This is a genomic window from Pseudomonas sp. FW305-20 (assembly GCF_058788075.1).
In genome coordinates, this window is sequence record NZ_JBYTAJ010000041.1 from 21,891 (window position 1) to 45,134 (window position 23,244).

General features: G+C 57.5%; 20 protein-coding genes. 3 read left to right on the plus strand and 17 right to left on the minus strand.

The window, feature by feature from the left end; translation table 11 throughout:
• Window positions 1-34 precede the first annotated feature (34 nt).
• On the plus strand, window positions 35-922 hold the full coding sequence (locus AC3WP4_RS25335; protein WP_102614666.1) for a pirin family protein: 888 nt from the start codon (window positions 35-37) through the stop codon (window positions 920-922).
• A gap of 41 nt (window positions 923-963) precedes the next feature.
• Here the strand turns inward: AC3WP4_RS25335 and htpG are convergent, their stop codons facing one another.
• From htpG to AC3WP4_RS25350, 3 genes are all read right to left on the minus strand, one after another.
• Window positions 964-2,868, minus strand: a complete 1,905-nt coding sequence (htpG, locus tag AC3WP4_RS25340; protein ID WP_074880547.1) for a molecular chaperone HtpG — start codon at window positions 2,866-2,868, stop codon at window positions 964-966.
• Between the two features lie 96 nt (window positions 2,869-2,964).
• On the minus strand, window positions 2,965-3,402 hold the full coding sequence (locus tag AC3WP4_RS25345) for a PaaI family thioesterase (RefSeq protein ID WP_074874673.1): 438 nt from the start codon (window positions 3,400-3,402) through the stop codon (window positions 2,965-2,967).
• On the minus strand, window positions 3,399-3,875 hold the full coding sequence (locus tag AC3WP4_RS25350; protein ID WP_074874671.1) for a PaaI family thioesterase: 477 nt from the start codon (window positions 3,873-3,875) through the stop codon (window positions 3,399-3,401). Before AC3WP4_RS25350 ends, AC3WP4_RS25345 begins: the two co-directional genes overlap by 4 nt.
• A 156-nt stretch (window positions 3,876-4,031) precedes the next feature.
• Between AC3WP4_RS25350 and AC3WP4_RS25355 the strand changes: the two genes are divergently transcribed.
• A complete protein-coding gene (locus AC3WP4_RS25355) occupies window positions 4,032-4,265 on the plus strand; it encodes a hypothetical protein (protein ID WP_008032682.1) in 234 nt (77 codons plus the stop codon).
• Between the two features lie 73 nt (window positions 4,266-4,338).
• Here the strand turns inward: AC3WP4_RS25355 and AC3WP4_RS25360 are convergent, their stop codons facing one another.
• The 12 genes from AC3WP4_RS25360 to sdhC form a co-directional block, all read right to left on the minus strand.
• Window positions 4,339-4,740, minus strand: a complete 402-nt coding sequence (locus tag AC3WP4_RS25360; RefSeq protein ID WP_074874670.1) for an MAPEG family protein — start codon at window positions 4,738-4,740, stop codon at window positions 4,339-4,341.
• Window positions 4,740-5,477 carry a DUF599 domain-containing protein gene (locus AC3WP4_RS25365; RefSeq protein ID WP_074874668.1) on the minus strand — a complete coding sequence of 246 codons (738 nt, stop codon included), beginning with the start codon at window positions 5,475-5,477 and terminating at the stop codon, window positions 4,740-4,742. The genes AC3WP4_RS25360 and AC3WP4_RS25365 overlap by 1 nt, the downstream gene beginning before the upstream one ends.
• 263 nt (window positions 5,478-5,740) lie before the next feature.
• Window positions 5,741-7,054, minus strand: a complete 1,314-nt coding sequence (brnQ, locus tag AC3WP4_RS25370) for a branched-chain amino acid transport system II carrier protein (RefSeq protein WP_074874666.1) — start codon at window positions 7,052-7,054, stop codon at window positions 5,741-5,743.
• Between the two features lie 457 nt (window positions 7,055-7,511).
• The gene (sucD, locus tag AC3WP4_RS25375; protein ID WP_008148605.1) at window positions 7,512-8,393 is read right to left on the minus strand and encodes a succinate--CoA ligase subunit alpha; all 882 of its coding nucleotides are present in this window, start codon (window positions 8,391-8,393) and stop codon (window positions 7,512-7,514) included.
• Entirely contained in the window at window positions 8,393-9,559 is a 1,167-nt protein-coding gene (gene sucC, locus AC3WP4_RS25380; protein WP_008148602.1) for an ADP-forming succinate--CoA ligase subunit beta, read from the minus strand. Before sucC ends, sucD begins: the two co-directional genes overlap by 1 nt.
• 200 nt (window positions 9,560-9,759) lie before the next feature.
• Window positions 9,760-11,196, minus strand: a complete 1,437-nt coding sequence (gene lpdA, locus AC3WP4_RS25385) for a dihydrolipoyl dehydrogenase (RefSeq protein WP_102614667.1) — start codon at window positions 11,194-11,196, stop codon at window positions 9,760-9,762.
• A 110-nt stretch (window positions 11,197-11,306) separates the two neighbouring features.
• On the minus strand, window positions 11,307-12,527 hold the full coding sequence (odhB, locus tag AC3WP4_RS25390) for a 2-oxoglutarate dehydrogenase complex dihydrolipoyllysine-residue succinyltransferase (RefSeq protein ID WP_074874662.1): 1,221 nt from the start codon (window positions 12,525-12,527) through the stop codon (window positions 11,307-11,309).
• A gap of 42 nt (window positions 12,528-12,569) precedes the next feature.
• Window positions 12,570-15,401 carry a 2-oxoglutarate dehydrogenase E1 component gene (locus tag AC3WP4_RS25395; protein WP_074874658.1) on the minus strand — a complete coding sequence of 944 codons (2,832 nt, stop codon included), beginning with the start codon at window positions 15,399-15,401 and terminating at the stop codon, window positions 12,570-12,572.
• 262 nt (window positions 15,402-15,663) lie between these two features.
• Window positions 15,664-16,368, minus strand: coding sequence for a succinate dehydrogenase iron-sulfur subunit (locus AC3WP4_RS25400; RefSeq protein WP_074874656.1), 705 nt, complete (start codon window positions 16,366-16,368; stop codon window positions 15,664-15,666).
• A gap of 11 nt (window positions 16,369-16,379) precedes the next feature.
• Window positions 16,380-18,152 (minus strand): succinate dehydrogenase flavoprotein subunit, encoded by a 1,773-nt coding sequence (gene sdhA, locus AC3WP4_RS25405; protein WP_074874654.1) that lies wholly within the window; start codon window positions 18,150-18,152, stop codon window positions 16,380-16,382.
• Window positions 18,153-18,155: 3 nt separating this feature from the next.
• Window positions 18,156-18,524 carry a succinate dehydrogenase, hydrophobic membrane anchor protein gene (gene sdhD, locus AC3WP4_RS25410; protein ID WP_007959040.1) on the minus strand — a complete coding sequence of 123 codons (369 nt, stop codon included), beginning with the start codon at window positions 18,522-18,524 and terminating at the stop codon, window positions 18,156-18,158.
• Window positions 18,518-18,892 (minus strand): succinate dehydrogenase, cytochrome b556 subunit, encoded by a 375-nt coding sequence (gene sdhC / locus AC3WP4_RS25415; RefSeq protein ID WP_074874652.1) that lies wholly within the window; start codon window positions 18,890-18,892, stop codon window positions 18,518-18,520. Before sdhC ends, sdhD begins: the two co-directional genes overlap by 7 nt.
• 363 nt (window positions 18,893-19,255) lie before the next feature.
• On the opposite strand from sdhC, the gene gltA reads away from it, so the two are divergent.
• Window positions 19,256-20,545: a citrate synthase gene (gene gltA, locus AC3WP4_RS25420; protein ID WP_008148584.1), complete on the plus strand. Its 1,290-nt coding sequence runs from the start codon at window positions 19,256-19,258 to the stop codon at window positions 20,543-20,545.
• 662 nt (window positions 20,546-21,207) lie between these two features.
• Here the strand turns inward: gltA and AC3WP4_RS25425 are convergent.
• Together AC3WP4_RS25425 and AC3WP4_RS25430 are read right to left on the minus strand one after the other, a co-directional pair.
• Complete coding sequence (locus tag AC3WP4_RS25425; RefSeq protein WP_074874650.1) at window positions 21,208-22,866, minus strand: cation acetate symporter; 1,659 nt, start codon at window positions 22,864-22,866, stop codon at window positions 21,208-21,210.
• Window positions 22,863-23,174, minus strand: coding sequence for a DUF485 domain-containing protein (locus AC3WP4_RS25430; protein WP_017337238.1), 312 nt, complete (start codon window positions 23,172-23,174; stop codon window positions 22,863-22,865). The genes AC3WP4_RS25425 and AC3WP4_RS25430 overlap by 4 nt, the downstream gene beginning before the upstream one ends.
• Window positions 23,175-23,244 lie beyond the last annotated feature (70 nt).

Here is a 23,244-nt window from a genome sequence, read left to right on the forward strand (position 1 = left end):
CTCCACGCATTACCCGCTCAGCCTGGAATGCAGCATGAACACTCCGCTCGTGATCCGCCCCCGTGCCGAAGATGTCGAAGGCCAACCCATACTTCGTCCACTGCCGTCAGCCAAATGCCGCAGCGTCGGGCCTTTCGTGTTTTTCGACCACATGCTCGAAACCCGTTATGAGGCGGGAAAAGGCATGAACATCCGTCAGCATCCACACATTGGCCTGTCGACCCTCACCTACTTGTTCGAAGGAAAAATCCAGCACAAGGACAGCCTCGGTTCCGACCAGGTCGTGGAGGCCGGTGATGTCAGCTGGATGACGGCGGGCAGCGCGATTGCCCACGTCGAGCGCACGCCCGAGACGTTGAAGGACAGCGGTTTCACGATGCACGGTTTGCAGATTTGGCTGGCCTCACCGAAAGAAAAAGAGCACGGCCCCGGACACTACAGCCACCATCCGGCGGCCACCCTGCCGGTCAGCGATAACCTGGGGGTTAAGATCCGCATGATTGCCGGGTCAGGCTTTTGCCTGGAATCGCCGGTCCCGGTGCTTTCTCCTACCTTGTATGCCGAATTGAACCTGCAAACGGCGACCACCTTGCTGATTCCTGCCGAGCATGAAGAGCGGGCGTTGTATGTGCTGGACGGCGAGGTGCAACTGGATGGCGAGCTGATAGAACCGCATTCGCTGGTGGTGTTGCCGGTCGGGGAAGAGATGACACTGTTTGCTGAAAGCGACTGTCATGCCGTGCTGTTTGGTGGTGCACCGCTGGATGGGCCGCGGCGGATCAACTGGAACTTCGTGGCGAGCGATCCGGCGTTGATCGATGAAGCACGGCGACGCTGGGCGGCCGGGGATTGGCCGACGGTGCCAGGGGAAAGTGAGAGGATCGAATTGCCAAAAGGACGAAGCGAGCCAACCCCGCTGTAACGATCAAAAAACCCGCCGAAGCGGGTTTTTGTACAGCGAAGTTAAACCGACAATTCAACCAACAGCTTGTTGAGACGGCGCACGTACGCGGCCGGGTCTTTCAAGCTGTCGCCAGCGGCCAGGGCCGCCTGATCGAAGAGAATGTGCGACAGGTCGCCGAAGCGTTCGTCGCTCTGCTCGTTGTCGAGCTTCTCGATCAGCGGGTGAGCCGGGTTGAATTCGAAGATCGGCTTCGAATCCGGCACCTTCTGACCGCTGGCTTCGAGGATCTGACGCATCTGCAAGCCCAGGTCCTGCTCGCCGATGGCCAGAATCGCCGGGGAGTCGGTCAGGCGGTGGGAAACCCGAACTTCAGCGACGGAATCGCCCAGTGCAGTTTTCAGACGCTCAACCAGACCTTCCTTGGACTTGGCGACTTCTTCCGCCGCTTTCTTGTCTTCTTCCGAATCCAGATTGCCGAGGTCGAGGTCACCACGCGCCACGTCGACAAAGCTCTTGCCGTCGAAGTCGCTGAGGTAGCTCATCAGCCACTCGTCGATGCGGTCGGTCAGCAGCAGCACTTCGATGCCTTTCTTGCGGAAGACTTCCAGGTGCGGGCTGTTCTTGACTTGCGCGTAGGTCTCGCCGGTCAGGTAGTAAATCTTGTCCTGACCTTCCTTGGCGCGAGCCAGGTATTCAGCCAGACCCACCACTTGCTCGCCTTCATCACCGTTGGTCGATGCGAAACGCAGCAGGCCAGCGATTTTCTCTTTGTTGGCGAAGTCTTCTGCCGGGCCTTCTTTCATGACCTGGCCAAAGTTTTTCCAGAAGCTCTTGTATTGCTCAGGCTCGTTCTTCGCCAGCTTTTCCAGCATGTCGAGAACACGCTTGGTCAGCGCCGACTTCATCGAATCGATGATCGGGTCTTTCTGCAGGATTTCCCGCGATACGTTCAGCGACAGGTCGTTGGAATCGACCACGCCCTTGATGAAGCGCAGGTACAGCGGCAGGAACGACTCCGCCTGATCCATCACGAACACGCGCTGCACGTACAGCTTCAGGCCTTTCGGCGCTTCACGCTGGTACAGATCGAATGGAGCACGGGCCGGCACGTAGAGCAGCGAGCTGTATTCAAGCTTGCCTTCGACCTTGTTGTGGCTCCAGCTCAGCGGATTCTCGAAGTCATGAGCGACGTGTTTGTAGAACTCCTGGTATTCCTCGTCCTTGATCTCGGTACGCGGACGGGTCCACAGGGCACTGGCGCGGTTGACGGTTTCCCATTCAACGGCCGGTTGCTCTTCGCCTTCAACGGCCGCCACTTCTTTCGGCAATTCGATCGGCAGAGCGATGTGGTCGGAGTACTTCTTGATGATGTTGCGCAGACGCCAGCCATCGGCGAATTCGTCTTCACCGGCTTTCAGGTGCAGGACGATACGAGTGCCGCGCTCGGCTTTATCGACGGTGGCAACTTCAAAATCGCCTTCGCCCTTGGACGACCAGTGCACGCCTTCGCTGGCAGCAGCACCGGCACGACGGCTGAACACGTCGACTTTATCGGCGACGATGAATGCAGAGTAGAAACCCACACCGAATTGACCGATCAGGTGCGAGTCTTTTTTCTGATCGCCGGAAAGATGTTTCATGAAATCGGCAGTGCCGGATTTGGCGATGGTCCCCAGGTGGGTGATCGCATCTTCACGGCTCATGCCAATGCCGTTGTCTTCGAGGGTGACGGTTTTAGCGTCCTTGTCGAAGCTCACACGGATTTTCAGTTCGGCGCCGCCTTCCAGCAACTCAGGCTTGGACAGGGCTTCGAAGCGTAATTTGTCGACAGCGTCAGAGGCGTTAGAGATCAATTCGCGAAGGAAAATTTCCTTGTTGGAATACAGCGAATGGATCATGAGGTGCAGCAGTTGCTTCACCTCGGTCTGGAAGCCCAGGGTTTCCTTTTGAGTTTCCACACTCATGGTCATCAAACTCCAATCAGATGGCAGTGGCCGCGACCTGAAGGGTCGGCGGCGGGTTGTCATCAAAGTTGGGGGCTCAGTTCAGGATTTCAAGGGCTATTCAATTTTGAAATGGGCGCGGGCGGTGGCAATCGGTTCGACTTCAGTGCTTTGCCAGGCCGTAATCGCGACGTTGGCCACCCGGCGGCCCTGCCGGCAAACCTGGCATCTGGCCCAGGTGTCGCGAAACTGCCCGGCACGCAAGTAGTCGAGGGAGAAATCGATGATCTTCGGCACACCCGGCGAACCGGTGAAAATCAGCAGGTGCAGCGCCGCGGACAGCTCCATGAACCCGGCGATCACGCCACCATGAATCGCCGGCAATAAAGGGTTACCAATGTTGTCCTTGTTGGCCGGCAAGCGAAACAGCAGATCATCCCCTACCCGCGAACATTCGACGCCGATCAGTTTGGCGTAGGGGATCAAGTGCAGCAGCGAGGCATAGTCGCCCTGCTCATGTGCCAATTGCAGTTGTTCCTTGAAGGAATCGGTCATTTCGCACCTCCGGCGATAGCGCCGCCAAAGCCTTTGGTGCCCTTGATGGCTTTACCCATGCGCATGAAAGTGCCCACCACATGGGCGATGGGCTGCTCGGGGTCGTCCTGATAGGCGAAACCGCGAGCAAAGATCACATCCGTGGTCACCCGGTAGCACTGGGCAAAACCGTAGACATCCTTATGCGGCTCGGCGGCGTGCATGTAGTCGATGCGCAGGTCGAGGGTCGGACACACTTCGAACTCGGGCAGCACGCAGAGGGTGGCCATACCGCAGGCCGTGTCCATCAGCGAGGTCAGCGCCCCGCCATGAATCACGCCGGTTTGCGGGTTACCAACGATTTGAGGGCTGTACGGCAGGATAACCGTCAGTCCTTCGCTGCTGGCGCTGTGAACCCGCAGCCCCAGTACCTGGCAATGTCGCAGCGCCGATAGAAATCGTGTAGCACGCTCAAAAACGGGGTTTTCCGCCATTTTGATAAACTCTTCTTAGTGTCCGGGCGACACACCTGGTGTTTTAGTAAAAGTTCCCGTCGGAATAAACTTATATATCTGTATGAATTGAGGAACTTAACGCTATGCGCTGTGCTCGAAAGGCCAGTAGATATTTTCCATAAGGAGAAACACCCCATGCGTAAGACTTTAGCTATTGCCTTGATGTTGACCGCTTCCCTCGGTCTCGCTGCTTGCGATAAAAAATCCGAGGACAAAGCTCAAGAAGCCGAAAAACATGCCGAGCAAGCTCAGCAAGACATGAGCAAAGCTCAGGATAAAGTGAACGACGCAGCGAAAGAAAACGCCGAAGCCGCCAAAGCTCAGGCTGAATCGGATGCAGCGGCAGCAAAAGAAGCACCTAAAAACTAAAACAGTTTTTAGCGTGATAAAGAAAACCCGCCAAGTGCGGGTTTTCTTTTGCCTTTTTTTTGCCTGGCAGGCGTTACAGCAAAATTGTTCTAAAAGTCGGACTAATCATCAATAGCAACGAACACAATAGTCCAATACCCCACACCAGGCTGCGCTGCCAGGCCAGATCAACCCAATAGCACAACAAATAAATGATTCGGGTAATCACGAAGATGATTGCCAGCAAGTCGATCAGCCACCCCGCTGTCTGCGTGGTATGCGCCATCAGCACCCCCACCGCGAACAGAATGAACGCCTCAAAACAGTTCTGATGAGCGGCCAACGCACGGGCACCAAAGCCAGTCAGTTGCGCCTGTTGCTGACGCGGCAGATGGTTGTCATAACCACCCAGGTCATTCATCGCTTTGGCCACGGGAATCTTTGCTACAAAAATAAGCAAGGCACTGATTAACACACACCAGAACGGAATACTCATCAAACAGCCTCTTTAATCGCCTCGGGCAATGGCGCCTCTGTAGGTGTATAGACCATCACGTCAAGAACGTCGGAATGAAATTCCCGGCGATACAACACCAACACCACACCGGTACTCATCAACATGAACAACCATGGGCTGACGAACCAGGCCAGCATGGTCATGCCGAAGTAGTAGGAGCGCAGTCCGAAGTTGAACTGGTTGGCGGCCATGGAAATGACGCGGGCCGCCCGGGCAGCGAAGGCTTTGCGTTCTTGTTCGGATACGTGACGCTCTCCGACCATAGGCGCCGAGCCCACCAGAATGGCCGCAAAGTTGTACTGGCGCATGCACCAGCTGAACGTAAAGAACGCATAGACAAACACCAGCGCCAGACACAGCAACTTGATCTCCGACATCCCCTGGGATGCCTGCTGCACCATCGGGATATCCGCCAACAACGACACTGCCCTTTCGGAGGCTCCGAGCACCGTGAGAATGCCGGCCAGGATAATCAGTGTGCTGGAGGCGAAGAACGAGGCGTTGCGCTCCAGATTACCGATCACGCTGGCGTCAGCGATGCGGTTGTCGCGCAACAGCATGCGGCGCATCCAGTCTTCGCGATAAAGGTGCAGCACGCTGGCCAGGCACGCAGTGTCGCGGCCCTTCCACGTCGCATAACGGGTGTAGCCGCCCCAGCAGATGGCGAACCAGAGCGCGGCGAGGATGTGGATCATGTTGGCGTGGATGAACGACATGCAGGTCCTTGTGGTGTGTATTCGGAGTACTGAAACCTGTGGGAGCGAGCCTGCTCGCGATGGCGGTAGATCAGCCAACATATCTATTGAATGTAAAGCCGCCATCGCGAGCGGGCTCGCTCCCACATTAGATTTGGCAATGCTTCGACGTTAGCTCAAGGAAAAAGACACTGCACCCCCTCCAAAAAAAATGCCCCGTATCGATTGATACGGGGCATTTCCTTGTGTGTTCACGACCCGCTTGTGGCGGGCCATGAAGCGGCTTAAGCCAGTGCTTCTTCGCGCTTGCCCAGCAGGCGATCGCAAACCACCGCGACGACCAGGGTCATGACCGACGGCACCAGCCAGGCCAGGCCTTGCTCGCTCAGCGGCAGGTGGGACAACTGAGTCGGCATCCAGTCCGCCAGACCCGCGCCCTTGAGGGCGTCGATCAAACCGAAGATGAACGACACCAGCATCACCGGACCGACGATGCGGCCCTGCTCATGCCAGAAGTCCTTGCAGAAGCTCAGGGCGACCAAGGCGATGCACGGCGGGTAGATCGCGGTCAGCACCGGGATCGAGAACGCAATCAGCTTGGTCAGGCCCAGGTTGGACACAAACAGCGAGAACACCGCCAGGATGATGACCAACGTCTTGTAGGACAGCGGCAGCACACGGCTGAAGTATTCGGCGCAGGCGCAGGTCAGACCTACCGCCGTCACCAGGCAGGCCAGGGAGATCAGCACCGCCAGAAAACCGCTGCCCAAAGAGCCGAAGGTGTGTTGCACGTAAGCGTGCAACACCGCTGCGCCGTTGGTAGCACCCGCGGCCACTTCATGGCTGCCCGAACCGAGACGGAACAAGCTGACATAAACCAGCGCCAGGCCCACACCGGCAATCAGCCCGGCGATGATCGCGTAACGGGTGATCAACACCGGCGACTCGACGCCACGGGAACGGATTGCATTGACGATGACAATGCCAAACACCAGCGCACCCAAGGTATCCATGGTCAGGTAACCATTGATGAAGCCTTGGGAAAAAGGTGCCGCCACGTATTCCGGGGTGGCCACGCCGACATCACCGGCCGGCAATGCAAACGCGGCGATGCCGAGCGCGGCCAGGGCGATGATCTTCAGCGGTGCGAGGAAACGTCCTACGGTATCCAGCAGCCGGCCCGGATAGAGCGAGATGAAAAAAACCAGCAGGAAGTACACCGAGCTGTAGAGGAACAACGCCAACGGGCTCTCGCCAGTCAACGGCGCCAAGCCGACTTCGAATGACACGGTGGCGGTGCGCGGTGTCGCGAACAGCGGGCCGACAGCGAGGTAGCACGCGGCCGCCAGCAGGCCACCGGCGACTTTCCCGATCGGGCTGCTCAAGGCATCCATGGCGCCACCGACCTTGGCCAGGGCAACAACGGTGATCACCGGCAAACCGACCGCGGTGATCAGAAAGCCCAGCGCCGCCATCCAGACATGTGGACCGGATTGCAGACCGACGATAGGCGGGAAGATGATGTTGCCAGCCCCGACAAACAGGGCAAACGTCATAAAACCAAGTGCCAGGATGTCCTGGCCTTTCAACACTTTCATTAAGGAAATACCACACTACTGAATCGGAATTTAGAGAGGGATTTCCCTGAGGGGTGAGGGAAATGCTGTCGGTCCGTATAGGACTGACCCGTTTAGCGCGTAGCAACCTTGTGGGCCGCGGACGCAAAAATGGCTGCTAGCCTAACGAATTTGCCCAACAAACGCACTGTTAGGGTGCGATCTATCCGATACGCGACATTTCCGTGTCGCGTTTACATATCTAATTTACTTACAAAGAACCCTGTGGCGAGGGGATTTATCCCCGTTCGACTGCACAGCAGTCGTAAAACCATCGCATGCGGTGCATCTGATACACCTCGGATGCAGATTTTAGAATCGCTTCGCGACCCAACGGGGATAAATCCCCTCGCCACAAAAGCCCGGTACAAACCCCGGAAACGACAAAGGCCACCCGAAGGTGGCCTTTGTTTGGTGAAGCGTCAGATAAGCGCGAGGCTTACTTGATTGCCCAACCAGTCAGCTCGGACAATGCCTTGCCGATGTCTGCCAGCGAACGCACGGTTTTAACGCCTGCGTCTTCCAGGGCAGCAAACTTCTCGTCTGCAGTGCCTTTGCCGCCAGAGATGATTGCGCCAGCATGGCCCATGCGCTTGCCCGCAGGGGCAGTCACACCAGCGATGTAGGAAACAACCGGCTTGGTCACGTGTGCCTTGATGTAGGCAGCCGCTTCTTCTTCAGCCGAACCGCCGATCTCACCGATCATCACGATCGCTTCGGTCTTCGGGTCTTCCTGGAACAGCTTCAGGATGTCGATGAAGTTCGAGCCCGGGATCGGGTCACCACCGATGCCGACGCAAGTCGACTGACCGAAACCGGCGTCAGTAGTTTGCTTCACAGCTTCGTAGGTCAGGGTGCCGGAACGGGAAACGATACCGACCTTGCCTGGCAAGTGAATGTGACCTGGCATGATGCCGATCTTGCATTCGCCTGGAGTGATCACGCCTGGGCAGTTAGGACCGATCAGGACTACGCCCAGCTCGTCGCACTTGACCTTGGCATCCAGCATATCCAGGGTAGGAATGCCTTCAGTGATGCAAACGATCAGCTTGATGCCGCCGAAGGCTGCTTCCAGGATGGAGTCCTTGCAGAAAGGAGCTGGAACGTAGATCACGCTGGCGGTGGCGCCAGTGGCAGCTACAGCATCTTTCACGGTGTTGAACACTGGCAGACCCAGGTGCTCGGTGCCGCCTTTTCCTGGAGTTACGCCACCGACCATCTTGGTGCCGTATTCGATGGCTTGCTGGGTGTGGAAACTACCTTGCGAACCGGTAATACCCTGGCAGATAACTTTGGTGTCTTTATTGATCAGGACGCTCATTATTTGCCCTCCGCAGCTTTGACAACTTGTTGAGCAGCGTCGGTCAGGCTGGTAGCAGCGATGATGTTCAAACCGCTTTCTGCCAGTACTTTAGCGCCCAGCTCAGCGTTGTTGCCTTCAAGGCGAACAACAACCGGGATTTTCACGCCGACTTCTTTCACAGCGCCGATGATGCCTTCGGCAATCATGTCGCAACGAACGATGCCGCCGAAGATGTTGACCAATACTGCAGCGACGTTAGTGTCGGACAGGATGATCTTGAACGCTTCGGTAACGCGTTCTTTGGTAGCACCGCCGCCCACGTCGAGGAAGTTGGCTGGTTTGCCGCCATGCAGGTTGACGATGTCCATGGTACCCATGGCCAGGCCAGCACCGTTGACCATGCAACCGATGTTGCCTTCCAGTGCTACGTAGTTCAGTTCGAACTTGGCAGCGTGCGCTTCGCGCGGATCGTCTTGCGACGGATCGTGGAAAGTCTTCAGCTTAGGCTGACGGTACATGGCGTTGGCGTCGATGTTGATCTTGGCGTCGAGGCAATGCAGATCGCCGTCAGCCTTGATCACCAGCGGGTTCACTTCCAGCAGAGCCAGGTCGTGATCCTTGAACAGCTTGGCCAGACCTACGAAGATCTTGGCGAACTGAGCAACTTGCTTGCCTTCCAGACCCAGCTGGAATGCCAGCTCGCGACCCTGGAATGGCTGAGCGCCAACCAGTGGATCGATAGTGGCCTTGAGGATTTTCTCAGGGGTGTCGTGAGCGATTTTCTCGATGTCCACGCCACCTTCGGTGGAAGCCATGAACACGATGCGACGGCTCGAACGGTCAACGACAGCGCCCAGGTACAGCTCTTTAGCGATATCAGTGCACGATTCAACCAGGATCTTGGTGACTGGCTGACCATTGGCATCAGTCTGGTAAGTCACCAGACGCTTGCCCAACCACTGCTGAGCGAATGCTTTGGCGTCTTCTTTGCTGCGAACCAGCTTAACGCCGCCCGCTTTACCGCGACCACCTGCGTGAACCTGGGCTTTGACAACCCATTCGGTCCCGCCGATCTTGTCGCACGCTTCTGCTGCTGCTTCCGGGGTGTCTACGGCGAAACCCTGGGATACTGGCAGGCCGTATTCAGCGAACAGCTGCTTACCCTGATACTCGTGAAGATTCATGCTTATTACCGTCTTCGTTAGGTACTGCGCATTCGGTGCTGCACTTGTTCAAGTGCCGCACCACCTGTGACTGCTGCTTGCGTAGGTGTTCCGGACAACCGGTGAGACTACGCAAGGCTGCGTCCGGCGGACATTCCGCGGTGAGTCTTGCACGCAAGGCTCACGACGGGCCTTCCGCCGTGGTTTCTTATTGTCTTGTCTTAACGCTTCTTGCGGTTGGCGATGTGGATGGCGCCGCCATTCACAGCCAGAGCTGCTTCGTGCAAGGCTTCGGACAGGGTCGGATGGGAGAAAACCATCATGCCCAGGTCTTCCGCGCTGGTGCCGAATTCCATACCGATCGCGCCCTGCTGAACCAGTTCTGCAGCGCTCGGGCCAATCACGTGGACGCCCAATACGCGGTCAGTCTTGGCATCGGCAATGACTTTCACGAAACCGCCGGTGTCGTTGGCTGCCATGGCACGGCCACTGGCTGCGAACGGGAAGGTGCCAACGTTAACTTCAACGCCTTCAGCCTTCAAGGCCTGCTCGGTTTTGCCGACCCACGCGATTTCCGGGTGAGTATAAATAACCGACGGGATCAAATCATAGTTCATCTGGGCTTTGTGGCCCTTGATGCGCTCGACGACCATGATGCCCTCTTCCGAGGCCTTGTGTGCCAGCATCATGCCGCGAACCACGTCGCCGATCGCGTAAACGCCCGGTACGGTGGTGGCGCAGTGATCGTCAACGTGCACGAAACCGCGCTCGTCCAGGGTCACGCCGCAATCAGCGGACAGCAGATCAGTGGTCACCGGACGGCGACCAACGGCTACGATCAGCTTGTCGAAAGTGATGTTCTGTTCGCCGTTGGCATCGGTGTAGTTCACGACTACTTCGTCGCCGTTCACTTTGGAACCGGTAACGCGAGCACCCAGCTTGATGTCCAGACCCTGTTTGGTCAGGGTTTTCAGCGCTTCCTTGGAAACAGCAGCGTCAGCGGCCATCAGGAAGGTGTCCAGCGCTTCAAGAACGGTGACTTCTGCGCCCAGACGGGACCAGACCGAACCCAGTTCCAGACCGATCACGCCAGCGCCGATCACGCCCAGACGTTTTGGAACCGATTGGAATTCCAGCGCGCCAGTCGAATCGACGATCACATTCTGGTCGACCGGAGCCGGCGGAATGTCGATCGGACGCGAACCTGGAGCCAGAATCACGTTCTCGGCTTCAATGATTTCTACCGAACCGTCTGGCTTGGTGACTTCGACTTTCTTGCCGGCCAGCAGTTTTCCGTGGCCCTGGATCGAGGTCACGCCGTTGGCTTTGAACAGGGTGGCAACACCCGACGTCAGGCCTTTGACGATGTTGGCTTTACGGCCGACCATTGCTGGCACGTCCATGGTCACGCCAGCGTGGTTGATACCGTGGATCGCGAAGCCGTCCTGGGCTTCGTGGAATTTCCAGGAGCTGTCCAGCAGCGCCTTGGATGGAATGCAACCGACGTTCAGGCAAGTACCGCCGAGGGCCAGTTTGCCTTCCTTGTCGGTGTATTTCTCGATGCAGGCAGTGGAGAGGCCCAGTTGCGCTGCTTTAATGGCAGCCACGTAGCCGCCAGGGCCCGCGCCAATCACTACCAGGTCGAATTTCTGAGTCATGTGTCATTCCTTCTCGAATCAAACCGGACAGTCCCTTTTGGGGACTGTCGTGGGACGAAGCTGGTCATTACAGGAGGACCGTCCATCACTGGACGGCCCGTGCAACGAAATCAGATATCCAGCAGCAAACGAGCCGGGTCTTCCAGCAGGTTCTTGATGGTAACCAGGAAGGTCACAGCTTCTTTGCCATCGATCAGACGGTGATCGTAGGACAGAGCCAGGTACATCATCGGACGGATAACAACCTGACCGTTGATCGCCATAGGACGCTGCAGAATGTTGTGCATGCCCAGGATGGCCGCTTGCGGCGGGTTGACGATCGGAGTCGACATCATCGAACCGAAAGTACCACCGTTGGTGATAGTGAACGTACCGCCGGTCATCTCGTCCATCGACAGTTTGCCGTCACGAGCCTTCTTGCCGAAGGTGGCGATGCCGCCTTCGATTTCAGCCAGGCTCATCAGTTCGGCGTTACGCAGAACCGGAACAACCAGGCCGCGGTCGCTGGAAACAGCAACACCGACGTCAGCGTAGCCGTGGTAAACGATGTCAGCACCGTCGATCGACGCGTTGACAGCCGGGAAGCGTTTCAGCGCTTCGGTGGCCGCCTTGACGAAGAACGACATGAAACCCAGGCGCACGCCGTTGTGGGACTTCTCAAACAGGTCCTTGTACTTCGAACGCAGGGCCATGACTTCAGTCATGTCGACTTCGTTGAAAGTGGTCAGCATCGCCATGTTCGATTGAGCTTCAACCAGACGCTTGGCGACAGTGGCCCGTACGCGGGTCATCGGTACGCGCTTCTCGATGCGATCGCCGGCAGCGAACACTGGAGCAGCAGCGGCAGGCGCAGCAGCCTTGGCAGGCGCGGCAGCCGGAGCGGCTTTCTTGGCAGCTACTGCGGCAACAACGTCTTCCTTGGTGACACGACCGCCTTTGCCGGTGCCGGCAACGGAAGCGATGTTGATGCTGTTTTCTTCAGCCAGCTTGCGAGCAGCCGGTGCAGCAACAGGATCATCTTCGCCTTCAGCGGCTGGAGCAGCAGCTTGTGCAGCGGCAGGAGCAGCGGCAGCAGCTGGAGCGGCAGCAGCGCCGCCCGCTTCGATGGAGCCCAGGACTTCGTCGGACAGAACGGTGTCGCCTTCGTTCTTGACGATAGCGCCCAGCACGCCATCAGCGGTAGCCAACACTTCCAATACGACTTTGTCAGTTTCGATGTCGACGATCAGGTCATCGCGCTTGACGGCGTCGCCCGGCTGTTTGTGCCAGGTGGCAACGGTGCCATCGGCAACCGATTCCGGGAAAGTGGGGGCTTTGATTTCGATAGCCATTATCTGTGGGTCCTTAAATTCGGTTTCAGGTGCGCGAAGGCGTTAAACAGTAAAGGCGTCTTGCAGCAGTTTTTCCTGCTGCTCAGCGTGCATCGATGCATAACCACAAGCAGGTGCAGCAGAAGCATCACGACCGGCGTACTCGAGGAAGAGTGCTTTGTTGTGATTGCCAACGATGCGGCGCATGTGGTGTTGGCTGCAGTACCAGGCACCCTGGTTCATCGGCTCTTCCTGACACCAAACGATATGTTTGAGGTTGGTGTACGGAGCCAGGACTTCGTTCAAGTCGTCCTCAGGGAATGGGTAAAGCTGCTCGATACGCACGATGGCGATGTCATCACGACCTTCGGCACGGCGTTTTTCCAGCAGGTCGTAGTAGACCTTGCCGCTACACAGAACAACGCGCTCGACCTTTTTCGGGTCCAGGGTATCGATTTCCGGGATAACGGTCTGGAACGAACCTTCAGCCAGATCTTCCAGGGTCGAGATCGCCAGTTTATGACGCAGCAGCGACTTCGGCGTCAGGACGATCAATGGCTTGCGCAGCGGGCGAATCACCTGACGACGCAGCAAGTGGTAGATCTGGGCCGGCGTAGTCGGTACTGCTACCTGAATGTTGTGCTCGGCGCACAGCTGCAGGTAACGCTCCAGACGAGCCGAAGAGTGCTCCGGACCCTGACCTTCATAACCGTGCGGCAGCAGCATGGTCAGACCGCAGAGGCGGCCCCACTTGTGCTCGCCACTGGTGATGAACTGGTCGATAACCACTTGGGCACCGTTGGCGAAGTCGCCGAACTGGGCTTCCCAGATCACCAGCGCCTCAGGCGTGGTGGTCGAGTAACCGTATTCGAACGCCAGCACGGCTTCTTCGGACAGGAACGAATCGTACAGGTCGAAACGTGGCTGGCCTTTGTACAGGTTTTGCAGCGGGATGTAGGTGCCCGCGTCTTTCTGGTTGTGCAAGACAGCGTGACGGTGCGAGAACGTACCGCGACCGATGTCCTGACCCGTCATGCGAATCGGGTGACCTTCGAACGCCAGGGTCGCATACGCCATGGTTTCGGCGTAACCCCAGTTGATCGGCAGGCCACCGGCTTGCATCTTCTGACGGTCTTCGTAGATTTTCGAGACTTGGCGCTGAACCACGAAGCCTTCCGGAATTTCCAGCAGCTTGGCGGACAGTTCCTGCAAGGTTTTCAGATCGAAGCGAGTGTCGTGACGTGCGGTCCAGGCGTGGCCCAGATACGGACGCCAGTCCACGAACAACTCTTTGTTCGGCTCTTTGACCAGGCTTTTTACAACATGCAGACCGTTGTCCAGCGCATTGCGATATTCATCGACTTTCGCCTGAACACGCTCTGCGTCCAGCACACCGCCCTGGGTCAGACGATCGGCATACAGCTCACGGGTGGTGCGCTGCTTGGTGATCTGCTGATACATGATTGGCTGTGTGCCGCTTGGCTCGTCGGCCTCGTTGTGGCCACGACGACGGTAGCAGACCAGATCGATCACCACGTCACGCTTGAACTGCATGCGGTAGTCGATGGCCAGCTGGGTCACGAACAATACGGCTTCCGGATCATCACCATTCACATGGAGGATCGGCGCCTGGATCATCTTCGCAACGTCGGTCGCGTACTCGGTGGAGCGCGAGTCCAGCGGGTTGCTGATGGTGAAACCGACCTGGTTGTTGATCACGATGTGCACGGTGCCGCCGGTCTTGAAACCGCGGGTCTGCGACATCTGGAAGGTTTCCATCACCACGCCTTGACCGGCAAATGCCGCGTCACCGTGGATGGAGATCGGCAGGACCTTCTCGCCGGTAGGGTCGTTACGACGATCCTGACGGGCGCGAACCGAACCCTCGACCACTGGAGAAACGATTTCCAGGTGGGACGGGTTGAATGCCATCGCCAGGTGAACTTCACCGCCGGTGGTCATCACGTTGGAGGAGAAGCCCTGGTGATACTTCACGTCACCGGAACCCAGCTCGACCTTCTTCTTGCCTTCGAACTCGTCGAACAGCTCGCGCGGGTTCTTGCCGAAGGTGTTGACCAGCACGTTCAGACGACCACGGTGGGCCATGCCGATAACGATTTCCTTGGTGCCGTAGGAACCGGAACGCTGGATCAGCTCGTCGAGCATCGGGATCAGGCTCTCGCCGCCTTCCAGACCGAAACGCTTGGTACCCGGATATTTGGTACCCAGGTATTTTTCCAGGCCTTCGCCGGCGGTGACGCGCTCAAGCAGGTGGCTCTTGATGTCGGCGGAGTACGTCGGACGGCCACGCACGCTTTCCAGACGCTGCTGGAACCACTGGCGCTGCTCGGAATCGGTGATGTGCGTAAATTCAGCGCCGATGGTGCGGCAATATGTCTGCTGCAACGCTTCGTGAATTTCGCGTAGGCTCGCCTCCTCTTTGCCGATGAACAGGTCGCCGGCACGGAAGGTCGTATCAAGATCGGCATTGGTCAAGCCGTAATGATTGATCGACAGGTCTGCAGGTGCAGGACGCTGCCACAGCCCCAGCGGGTCAAGCTGGGCTGCCTGGTGGCCACGCATACGGTAGGCCTGGATCAATCGCAGCACTTCAACTTGCTTCTTCTCGTGCTCACTGCTCACGCTACCGGCGGAAACCGGTTGGGCGCGGCGCTGGTTCTTTGCCAGCAAGACGAAATGATCGCGAATTGTGGAGTGCGAAACATCGGTGGCAGGGTTGCCGTCAGCAGGCAACTTCTGGAAGTAGGTGCGCCACTCTTCTGGCACAGCGTTAGGGTCGTGCAGGTAGAGCTCGTAGAGCTCTTCCACATAGGCAGCGTTACTACCGGATAGGTAGGCGCTGTTCCACATGCGCTGCATCACGCTTTCTTGCATGCTTGGTCACCCTCGGTTAGGGGAACACCACCGGCGTCGACACCGAGCACACTTGCAGAAGTCCGAATGCAGCGACTAAAACAAGCCACTTAGGATCACGCTGATAGTCCGGGTACCAGCCCGGATGCCCCTGCTTGTCTCATTTCTTCAAAATAAGAGCCGCAGCCTTATAAGCTGCTGCTCAGGTTAAGACTACGGCGCCGGTTGAAGCCTGCGCCGTAGCATCTACGGGTACAGCGGTCTTGCGGGTACTACAGCTGAATCACACGCCGCTTTGCAGAAGCATGTTACGAATGTGACCGATGGCCTTAGTCGGGTTCAGGCCTTTCGGGCAAACGTTGACGCAGTTCATGATCCCGCGGCAGCGGAATACGCTGAACGGGTCATCCAGCGAAGCCAGACGCTCGGCAGTCTTGGTGTCGCGGCTGTCTGCCAGGAAGCGATACGCTTGCAGCAACGCAGCTGGACCCAGGAACTTGTCCGGGTTCCACCAGAAGGACGGGCAAGAGGTCGAGCAGCAAGCGCACAGGATGCACTCGTACAGACCGTCGAGCTTTTCACGCTCTTCAGGGGTCTGCAGACGTTCGATGGCCGGAGCCGGCGTGTCGTTCTGCAGGTATGGCTTAACCTTTTCGTATTGCTTGTAGAAGATGCTCATATCGACGACCAGGTCACGGATAACCGGCAAACCTGGCAGAGGACGAACGATCAGCTTGTTACCTTTTACGACAGCAGACAGCGGCGTGACGCAGGCCAGACCGTTTTTGCCGTTGATGTTCATGCCGTCGGAACCGCAAACACCTTCACGGCAAGAGCGACGATAGGAGAAACCTTCGTCCTGCTCTTTGATCAGGGCCAGCACATCCAGCACCATCAGGTCTTTACCACCGGTATCGACCGAAAATTCCTGCATGAACGGCGTAGCGTCCTGATCAGGGTTGTAGCGATAAACACTGACTTGCAACATGGCGGCCACCCTTAATAAGTCCGAATCTTAGGTTCAAAAGTCGGAACAGTCTTCGGCGAGAAGTTCACAGCACGCTTGGTTACGCGCTTGTCACCCGGGAAGTACAGGGTGTGGCACAGCCAGTTTTCGTCGTCGCGATCTTCGTAGTCTTCACGGGCGTGAGCGCCGCGGGACTCTTTGCGGATCTCAGCGGCGATGGCGGTAGCTTCGGCCACTTCCAGCAGGTTCTGCAATTCCAGCGCTTCGATACGAGCGGTGTTGAACGCCTGGCTCTTGTCGTTGATCTTGACGTTGGCGATACGGCCACGCAGATCAGCCAGTTGAGCAATACCCTTCTGCATGTATTCGCCGGTACGGAACACACCGAAGTAGTTCTGCATGCAGCTTTGCAGTTCTTTACGCAGGGTGGCGACGTCTTCGCCTTCGGTACGCGAGTTCAGAGCGGACAGACGGGCCAGGGCCGTTTCAATGTTGGCGTCGGTGGCGTCGTCGTATTCGATGCCTTCAGTCAGCGCTTTTTCCAGGTGCAGACCAGCCGCACGGCCGAACACAACCAGGTCGAGCAACGAGTTGCCGCCCAGACGGTTGGCACCGTGAACCGATACGCACGCCACTTCACCCACTGCGAACAGGCCAGGGATGATGGTGTCGACGCCGTCGGCATCCTGGGTGATCGCCTGGCCATGAATGTTGGTCGGAACGCCGCCCATCATATAGTGGCAAGTCGGAACGACCGGAACCGGAGCAACCACCGGGTCAACGTGAGCAAACGTCTTGGACAGTTCGCAGATGCCTGGCAGACGGCTGTGCAGTACTTCCTCGCCCAGGTGATCGAGCTTGAGCAGTACGTGGTCGCCATCCGGACCGCAACCGTTACCGGCGATGATTTCCTTAACCATCGAGCGGGCAACAACGTCACGACCGGCAAGGTCTTTGGCGTTCGGAGCGTAGCGCTCCATGAAACGCTCGCCGTGCTTGTTGATGAGGTAACCACCTTCACCACGGCAGCCTTCAGTAACCAGTACACCAGCGCCGGCGATGCCGGTCGGGTGGAACTGCCACATTTCGATGTCTTGCACCGGCACGCCAGCACGCAGAGCCATGCCGACGCCGTCACCGGTGTTGATCAAGGCGTTGGTGGTGGACGAGTAGATACGACCGGCACCGCCAGTGGCCAGAACGGTGGCCTTGGCGCGAATGTAGCTGGTTTCACCGGTTTCGATGCAGATGGCGATCACACCGACGAATGCGCCGTCCTGGTTTTTCACCAGATCAACAGCGTAGTACTCGTTCAGGAACGTGGTGCCGGCTTTCAGGTTGCCCTGATAAAGCGTGTGCAGCAGCGCGTGACCGGTACGGTCGGAGGCAGCGCAGGTACGGGCAGCCTGGCCACCCTTACCGTAATCCTTCGACTGACCGCCGAATGGACGCTGGTAGATACGACCTTGTTCGGTACGCGAGAACGGCAGACCCATGTGGTCCAGCTCGAACACCGCAGCCGGGCCTTCCTGACACATGTATTCGATAGCGTCCTGGTCACCGATATAGTCGGAACCCTTGACGGTATCGTACATGTGCCAGCGCCAGTCATCGTTCGGATCAGCCGAAGCGATCGCGCAGGTAATGCCGCCCTGAGCGGACACAGTGTGCGAACGGGTAGGGAAAACCTTGGTGATTACGGCAGTCTTGTGACCGCCCTGTGCCAGTTGCAGCGCTGCGCGCATGCCGGCACCGCCACCACCAATAATGATGGCGTCGAAAGAAATCGTTGGAATGTTAGCCATGAATCAGATACCCCAGAGAATCTGCACACCCCAGACGAAGTAAGCGAACATCGCAACGCCGCATACTGCCTGGAAAAGGAAACGTACTGCAGTCGCGGACTTTCCCAGCGCCATTGGCGTCAGGTAGTCGGTCGCGATGGTCCACATGCCGACCCAGGCGTGAGCGCCCAGGGCCACAAGGGCCAGCAGACTGAAGATACGCATCCCGTTGTGGGCGAACAGGCCATGCCATTGGTCATAGCCAATGCCCGGATTCGCTACAAGGTATCCGATCAGGAAGATGAAATAAGCCGCGAGAACGACCGCAGACACACGTTGCGCCATCCAGTCATAAAGACCGGAACGCGAAAGGTTCGTAACGCTGGTTACCATATCCAAACTCCTGCCAGAACGATCAGCACCACGGAAACGGCGATGATAATTTTCGAGCCCAGGCGGCCGCCTTCCAGCGTCTCACCGATGCCCATGTCCATGATCAAGTGGCGCACACCGGCTACCAGGTGATACAGAAGAGCGGACAGGAGGCCCCATGCTACGAACTTGGCCAGCGGGCTGGTCAAGCATGCCTTCACCTCGGCAAAACCTTCCTCGGAATCCAGAGACTTGCCCAATGCATAAAGCATGAAGCCAAGGCCCAGAAAGAGAATGATGCCGGAAACACGGTGAAGAAACGACGTAACGCCGGTGATGGGGAGTTTGATGGTCCTTAGGTCTAGGTTTACAGGTCGTTGGCTTTTCACGGCTTTTTTTTCACACTGAAGAGCCCCTAACAATCAGGGCAAAGTTGTTGGGGAGTGCACTGGTCAGGTAACCACCACCCAGGGATGCGACCCCCAATAAAGCAGGCCCAAAAGCCCCTGGCGGTCGGTGGCCGAGTATAGACAGTTAGGCTACTAATGACAACGCGTTCACCTTCCCCTAATAGCGCATTGCACAAGTCGGATAAAAGGCGTAAATGGCAGGCAATTTCGAGGAAAAAGTCCGGTTAAAGCCTTCTGGAGCAAGACTTTAGGCAAATTGACATTCGAATTTATCTCACTATAGTGGTGCGGGCCCTGCGTGGGGGGTCTGTCTGATGATTTCAAGCATAAATAGGAGGCCACATGGCTGACAAAAAAGCGCAGTTGATCATCGAGGGCGCAGCCCCCGTCGAGCTGCCCATTTTAACCGGCACCGTTGGTCCCGATGTTATCGATGTTCGGGGCCTGACGGCCACGGGCCGTTTCACCTTTGACCCTGGTTTCATGTCGACAGCTTCCTGCGAGTCGAAGATCACCTATATCGACGGCGACAACGGCATCCTGCTGCACCGCGGCTACCCGATCGAACAGCTGGCTGAAAAGTCGGACTACCTGGAAACCTGCTATCTGCTGCTCAACGGCGAATTGCCGACTGCAGAACAGAAGGCCCAGTTCGTCAGCACCGTAAAGAACCACACCATGGTTCACGAGCAGCTGAAGACGTTCTTCAACGGTTTCCGTCGCGACGCCCACCCAATGGCCGTCATGTGCGGTGTAGTCGGCGCCCTCTCGGCCTTCTACCACGACTCCCTGGACATCAATAACCCGCAGCATCGCGAAATCTCCGCGATCCGCCTGGTTGCCAAGATGCCGACCCTGGCAGCGATGGTTTACAAGTACTCGATGGGGCAACCCATGATGTACCCGCGCAACGACCTGACGTACGCGGAAAACTTCCTGCACATGATGTTCAACACCCCGTGCGAGATCAAACCGATCAGCCCGGTACTCGCCAACGCCATGGACAAGATCTTCATCCTCCATGCCGACCACGAGCAGAACGCATCGACTTCCACCGTACGCCTGGCCGGCTCTTCGGGTGCCAACCCGTTCGCCTGTATCGCCGCCGGTATCGCTGCACTGTGGGGCCCTGCCCACGGCGGCGCGAACGAAGCCGTTCTGACCATGCTCGATGAAATTGGCGATGTGTCGAACATCGACAAGTACATCGCCAAGGCCAAGGACAAGAACGATCCGTTCAAACTGATGGGCTTCGGTCACCGGGTTTACAAAAACCGCGACCCACGCGCAACAGTGATGAAGCAGACCTGCGACGAAGTACTGAAAGAACTGGGCATCACCAACGATCCGCAACTCGAACTGGCCATGCGCCTGGAAGAGATCGCCCTGACCGACCCGTACTTCATCGAACGCTCGCTGTACCCGAACGTCGACTTCTACTCGGGGATCATCCTCAAGGCGATCGGCATTCCAACCAGCATGTTCACCGTGATCTTCGCTTTGGCGCGGACTGTCGGCTGGATCTCCCACTGGAAAGAAATGCTCTCCAGCCCGTACAAGATTGGCCGCCCGCGCCAGCTGTACACCGGCTACGAGTCGCGTGACATCACCAAGCTGGAAGACCGCAAATAAGACCTGTCTTGCGATAACGTCTTAAAGTTGCACCGGGAACGGCCTCTATTTATATAGAGGCCGTTTTTGTTTGTGCGATGAACCTTATCGTTCCTACGCTCCGCGTGAGAATGCCGCCGGGAACGCTCCGCGTCCCGCCTTCCGGTGAGTTGAGTCCTACATATTGGTGACGCGGAGCGTCACGGGATGCATTCCCACGCGGAGCGTGGGAACGATCAGTGAGTGAGCGGTGGGGGCTGTTATCTTGCTTTGGCTTTGGCTTTGGCTTTGGCTTTGGCTTTGGCTTTGGCTTTTGATCTGCCCCGTCGGGAGGCCGAGTGGAGGTTCTGCGCAGTGGGCAGCTCGGCATGGATGCCGGGCTAGCCGCCCCCGGCCATGGATGGCCGATGGCGGCGGGCCCACGGAGCAGGACCGGAGCGAGGGCACCCTGAGCCTAGGCGAAGGGCCGTACGTCAGGGGCCAAGCGTTTTGGTTACTTTCCGCCGGGCCGCGCAGGCTCTTCCAAAGTGACCCGCTGTAAGAGCGGAACCATAGGTGGCCGTTACCGAAGAAACGGATATGTATGCAGTCAACAAGGGCCGATAACCGCAAAAAAAAAATGCCCCGATCTCTCGACCGGGGCATTTCTGTTTAACGCAGCTTACATGGAGAAGCTCGAAGCCTTAGTGCGAAACCGCCCCACTCGCGCCCAAGCCCGTCTGCGAACGAACGAACTGAGGGAAGAACAGCGCCCGCTCATTAACGCCGGCCGTCGACTTGTCAGTGATCGAGAAGAACCAGATCCCGACAAACGCAATGGCCATGGAGAACAGCGCCGGGTACTCATACGGGAAGATAGCCTTCTCGTGATGCAGGATCTGCACCCAAATGGTTGGCCCAAGGACCATCAAACCAACGGCACTGATCAGCCCCAACCAGCCACCGATCATCGCACCACGTGTGGTCAGCTTCTTCCAGTACATCGAAAGCAGCAGCACCGGGAAGTTACAGCTCGCCGCGATGGAGAACGCCAGGCCCACCATGAACGCGATGTTCTGGCTTTCGAACAGAATGCCCAAGCCGATTGCCAACACACCCAGGCAGACGGTGGTGATTTTCGAAACGCGAATCTCGTCCTTGTCGTTGGCCTTGCCCTTCTTGATCACGCTGGCGTAAAGGTCGTGAGACACCGCCGTAGCGCCGGCGAGCGTCAAACCAGCCACTACAGCCAGGATGGTTGCGAACGCTACAGCCGAGATGAAGCCCAGGAAGATACTGCCACCCACCGCATTGGACAGGTGCACCGCCGCCATGTTGTTGCCGCCCAACAGCGCGCCAGCAGCATCTTTAAAGGCAGGGTTGGTGCTGACCAGCAAGATCGCGCCGAAGCCGATGATGAAGGTCAGAATGTAGAAGTAGCCGATGAAGCCGGTTGCATACAGCACGCTCTTGCGAGCTTCTTTCGCGTCACTCACGGTGAAGAAGCGCATCAGAATGTGCGGCAGGCCAGCGGTACCGAACATCAGCGCCAGACCAAGGGAGAATGCCGAGACCGGATCTTTCACCAGGCCGCCCGGGCTCATGATGGCTTCACCTTTAGGGTGAACCTTGATCGCCTCGGAAAACAGCAAGCTGAAGTCGAAGTTGACGTGTTTCATGACCATCAGCGCCATGAACGAAGCACCGGAGAGCAGCAACACGGCCTTGATGATCTGCACCCAGGTGGTCGCCAGCATGCCGCCGAACAACACATACATGCACATCAGGATACCGACCAGGATCACGGCAACGTAGTAGTCGAGACCGAACAGCAGCTGGATCAGCTTGCCGGCACCAACCATTTGCGCGATCAGGTAGAACGCCACCACCACCAGCGAACCGCAAGCGGACAGCGTGCGGATCTGGGTCTGCCCAAGGCGGTAGGACGCTACGTCGGCAAAGGTGTATTTACCCAGGTTACGCAGGCGCTCGGCGATCAGGAACAGAATGATCGGCCAGCCCACCAGGAACCCGATCGAGTAGATCAGGCCGTCGTAACCGGAAGTGAACACCAGGGCGGAAATACCCAGGAAGGATGCCGCCGACATGTAGTCACCGGCAATCGCCAGACCATTCTGGAAGCCGGTGATCTTGCCACCCGCCGCATAGTAGTCAGCCGCCGAATTGTTGCGCTTGGAAGCCCAGTAGGTGATGCACAGGGTCAGGCCAACGAACGCGACGAACATCAGGATCGCGGAAACGTTGAGCGGTTGTTTGTGCACTTCGCCGGTCAGGGCTTCACCTGCCCAGGCGCCAGGTGCAAAGGCTGCGATGCTCAATAGAGCCATTAGACGCCGGATCATTGCTGAGCCTCCTTGAGAATCGCATTGTTCAGGTCATCAAATTCGCCATTGGCGCGTCGTACGTAGATTGCAGTCAGGATAAAGGCCGAGAGAATCAGCCCGACACCAATCGGTATTCCCCAGGTAATCGAAGACTCGGGGCTGATTTTTGCTCCCAGAATATGCGGCCCGTAAGCAATCAAAAGGATGAATCCGGAGTAAAGCCCAAGCATGATCGCCGAAAGAATCCAGGCGAACCTTTCTCGCTTACTAACCAGCTCCTTGAAGCGCGGGCTGTTTTGAATCGAGAGGTAAATGCTGTCGTTCATTGTTTTTATCCTCGCAGCACAGATGAAGTTGGAACGTTATCCACTCTATGCGGCTACGGAACTGGTTCCA

Coding starts and splice junctions, on each gene's coding strand:
- lpdA (WP_102614667.1), bottom strand. CDS start 11,196: ATGACTCAGAAATTCGACCTGGTAGTGATTGGCGCGGGCCCTGGCGGC.
- AC3WP4_RS25400 (WP_074874656.1), bottom strand. CDS start 16,368: ATGTTGCAAGTCAGTGTTTATCGCTACAACCCTGATCAGGACGCTACG.
- sucC (WP_008148602.1), bottom strand. CDS start 9,559: ATGAATCTTCACGAGTATCAGGGTAAGCAGCTGTTCGCTGAATACGGC.
- brnQ (WP_074874666.1), bottom strand. CDS start 7,054: ATGAAAGTGTTGAAAGGCCAGGACATCCTGGCACTTGGTTTTATGACG.
- AC3WP4_RS25345 (WP_074874673.1), bottom strand. CDS start 3,402: ATGACCGATTCCTTCAAGGAACAACTGCAATTGGCACATGAGCAGGGC.
- AC3WP4_RS25365 (WP_074874668.1), bottom strand. CDS start 5,477: ATGTCGTTCATCCACGCCAACATGATCCACATCCTCGCCGCGCTCTGG.
- AC3WP4_RS25425 (WP_074874650.1), bottom strand. CDS start 22,866: ATGATCCGGCGTCTAATGGCTCTATTGAGCATCGCAGCCTTTGCACCT.
- AC3WP4_RS25350 (WP_074874671.1), bottom strand. CDS start 3,875: ATGGCGGAAAACCCCGTTTTTGAGCGTGCTACACGATTTCTATCGGCG.
- AC3WP4_RS25430 (WP_017337238.1), bottom strand. CDS start 23,174: ATGAACGACAGCATTTACCTCTCGATTCAAAACAGCCCGCGCTTCAAG.
- gltA (WP_008148584.1), top strand. CDS start 19,256: ATGGCTGACAAAAAAGCGCAGTTGATCATCGAGGGCGCAGCCCCCGTC.
- AC3WP4_RS25360 (WP_074874670.1), bottom strand. CDS start 4,740: ATGAGTATTCCGTTCTGGTGTGTGTTAATCAGTGCCTTGCTTATTTTT.
- AC3WP4_RS25335 (WP_102614666.1), top strand. CDS start 35: ATGAACACTCCGCTCGTGATCCGCCCCCGTGCCGAAGATGTCGAAGGC.
- sdhA (WP_074874654.1), bottom strand. CDS start 18,152: ATGGCTAACATTCCAACGATTTCTTTCGACGCCATCATTATTGGTGGT.
- AC3WP4_RS25395 (WP_074874658.1), bottom strand. CDS start 15,401: ATGCAAGAAAGCGTGATGCAGCGCATGTGGAACAGCGCCTACCTATCC.
- AC3WP4_RS25355 (WP_008032682.1), top strand. CDS start 4,032: ATGCGTAAGACTTTAGCTATTGCCTTGATGTTGACCGCTTCCCTCGGT.
- sdhD (WP_007959040.1), bottom strand. CDS start 18,524: ATGGTAACCAGCGTTACGAACCTTTCGCGTTCCGGTCTTTATGACTGG.
- sucD (WP_008148605.1), bottom strand. CDS start 8,393: ATGAGCGTCCTGATCAATAAAGACACCAAAGTTATCTGCCAGGGTATT.
- htpG (WP_074880547.1), bottom strand. CDS start 2,868: ATGAGTGTGGAAACTCAAAAGGAAACCCTGGGCTTCCAGACCGAGGTG.
- odhB (WP_074874662.1), bottom strand. CDS start 12,527: ATGGCTATCGAAATCAAAGCCCCCACTTTCCCGGAATCGGTTGCCGAT.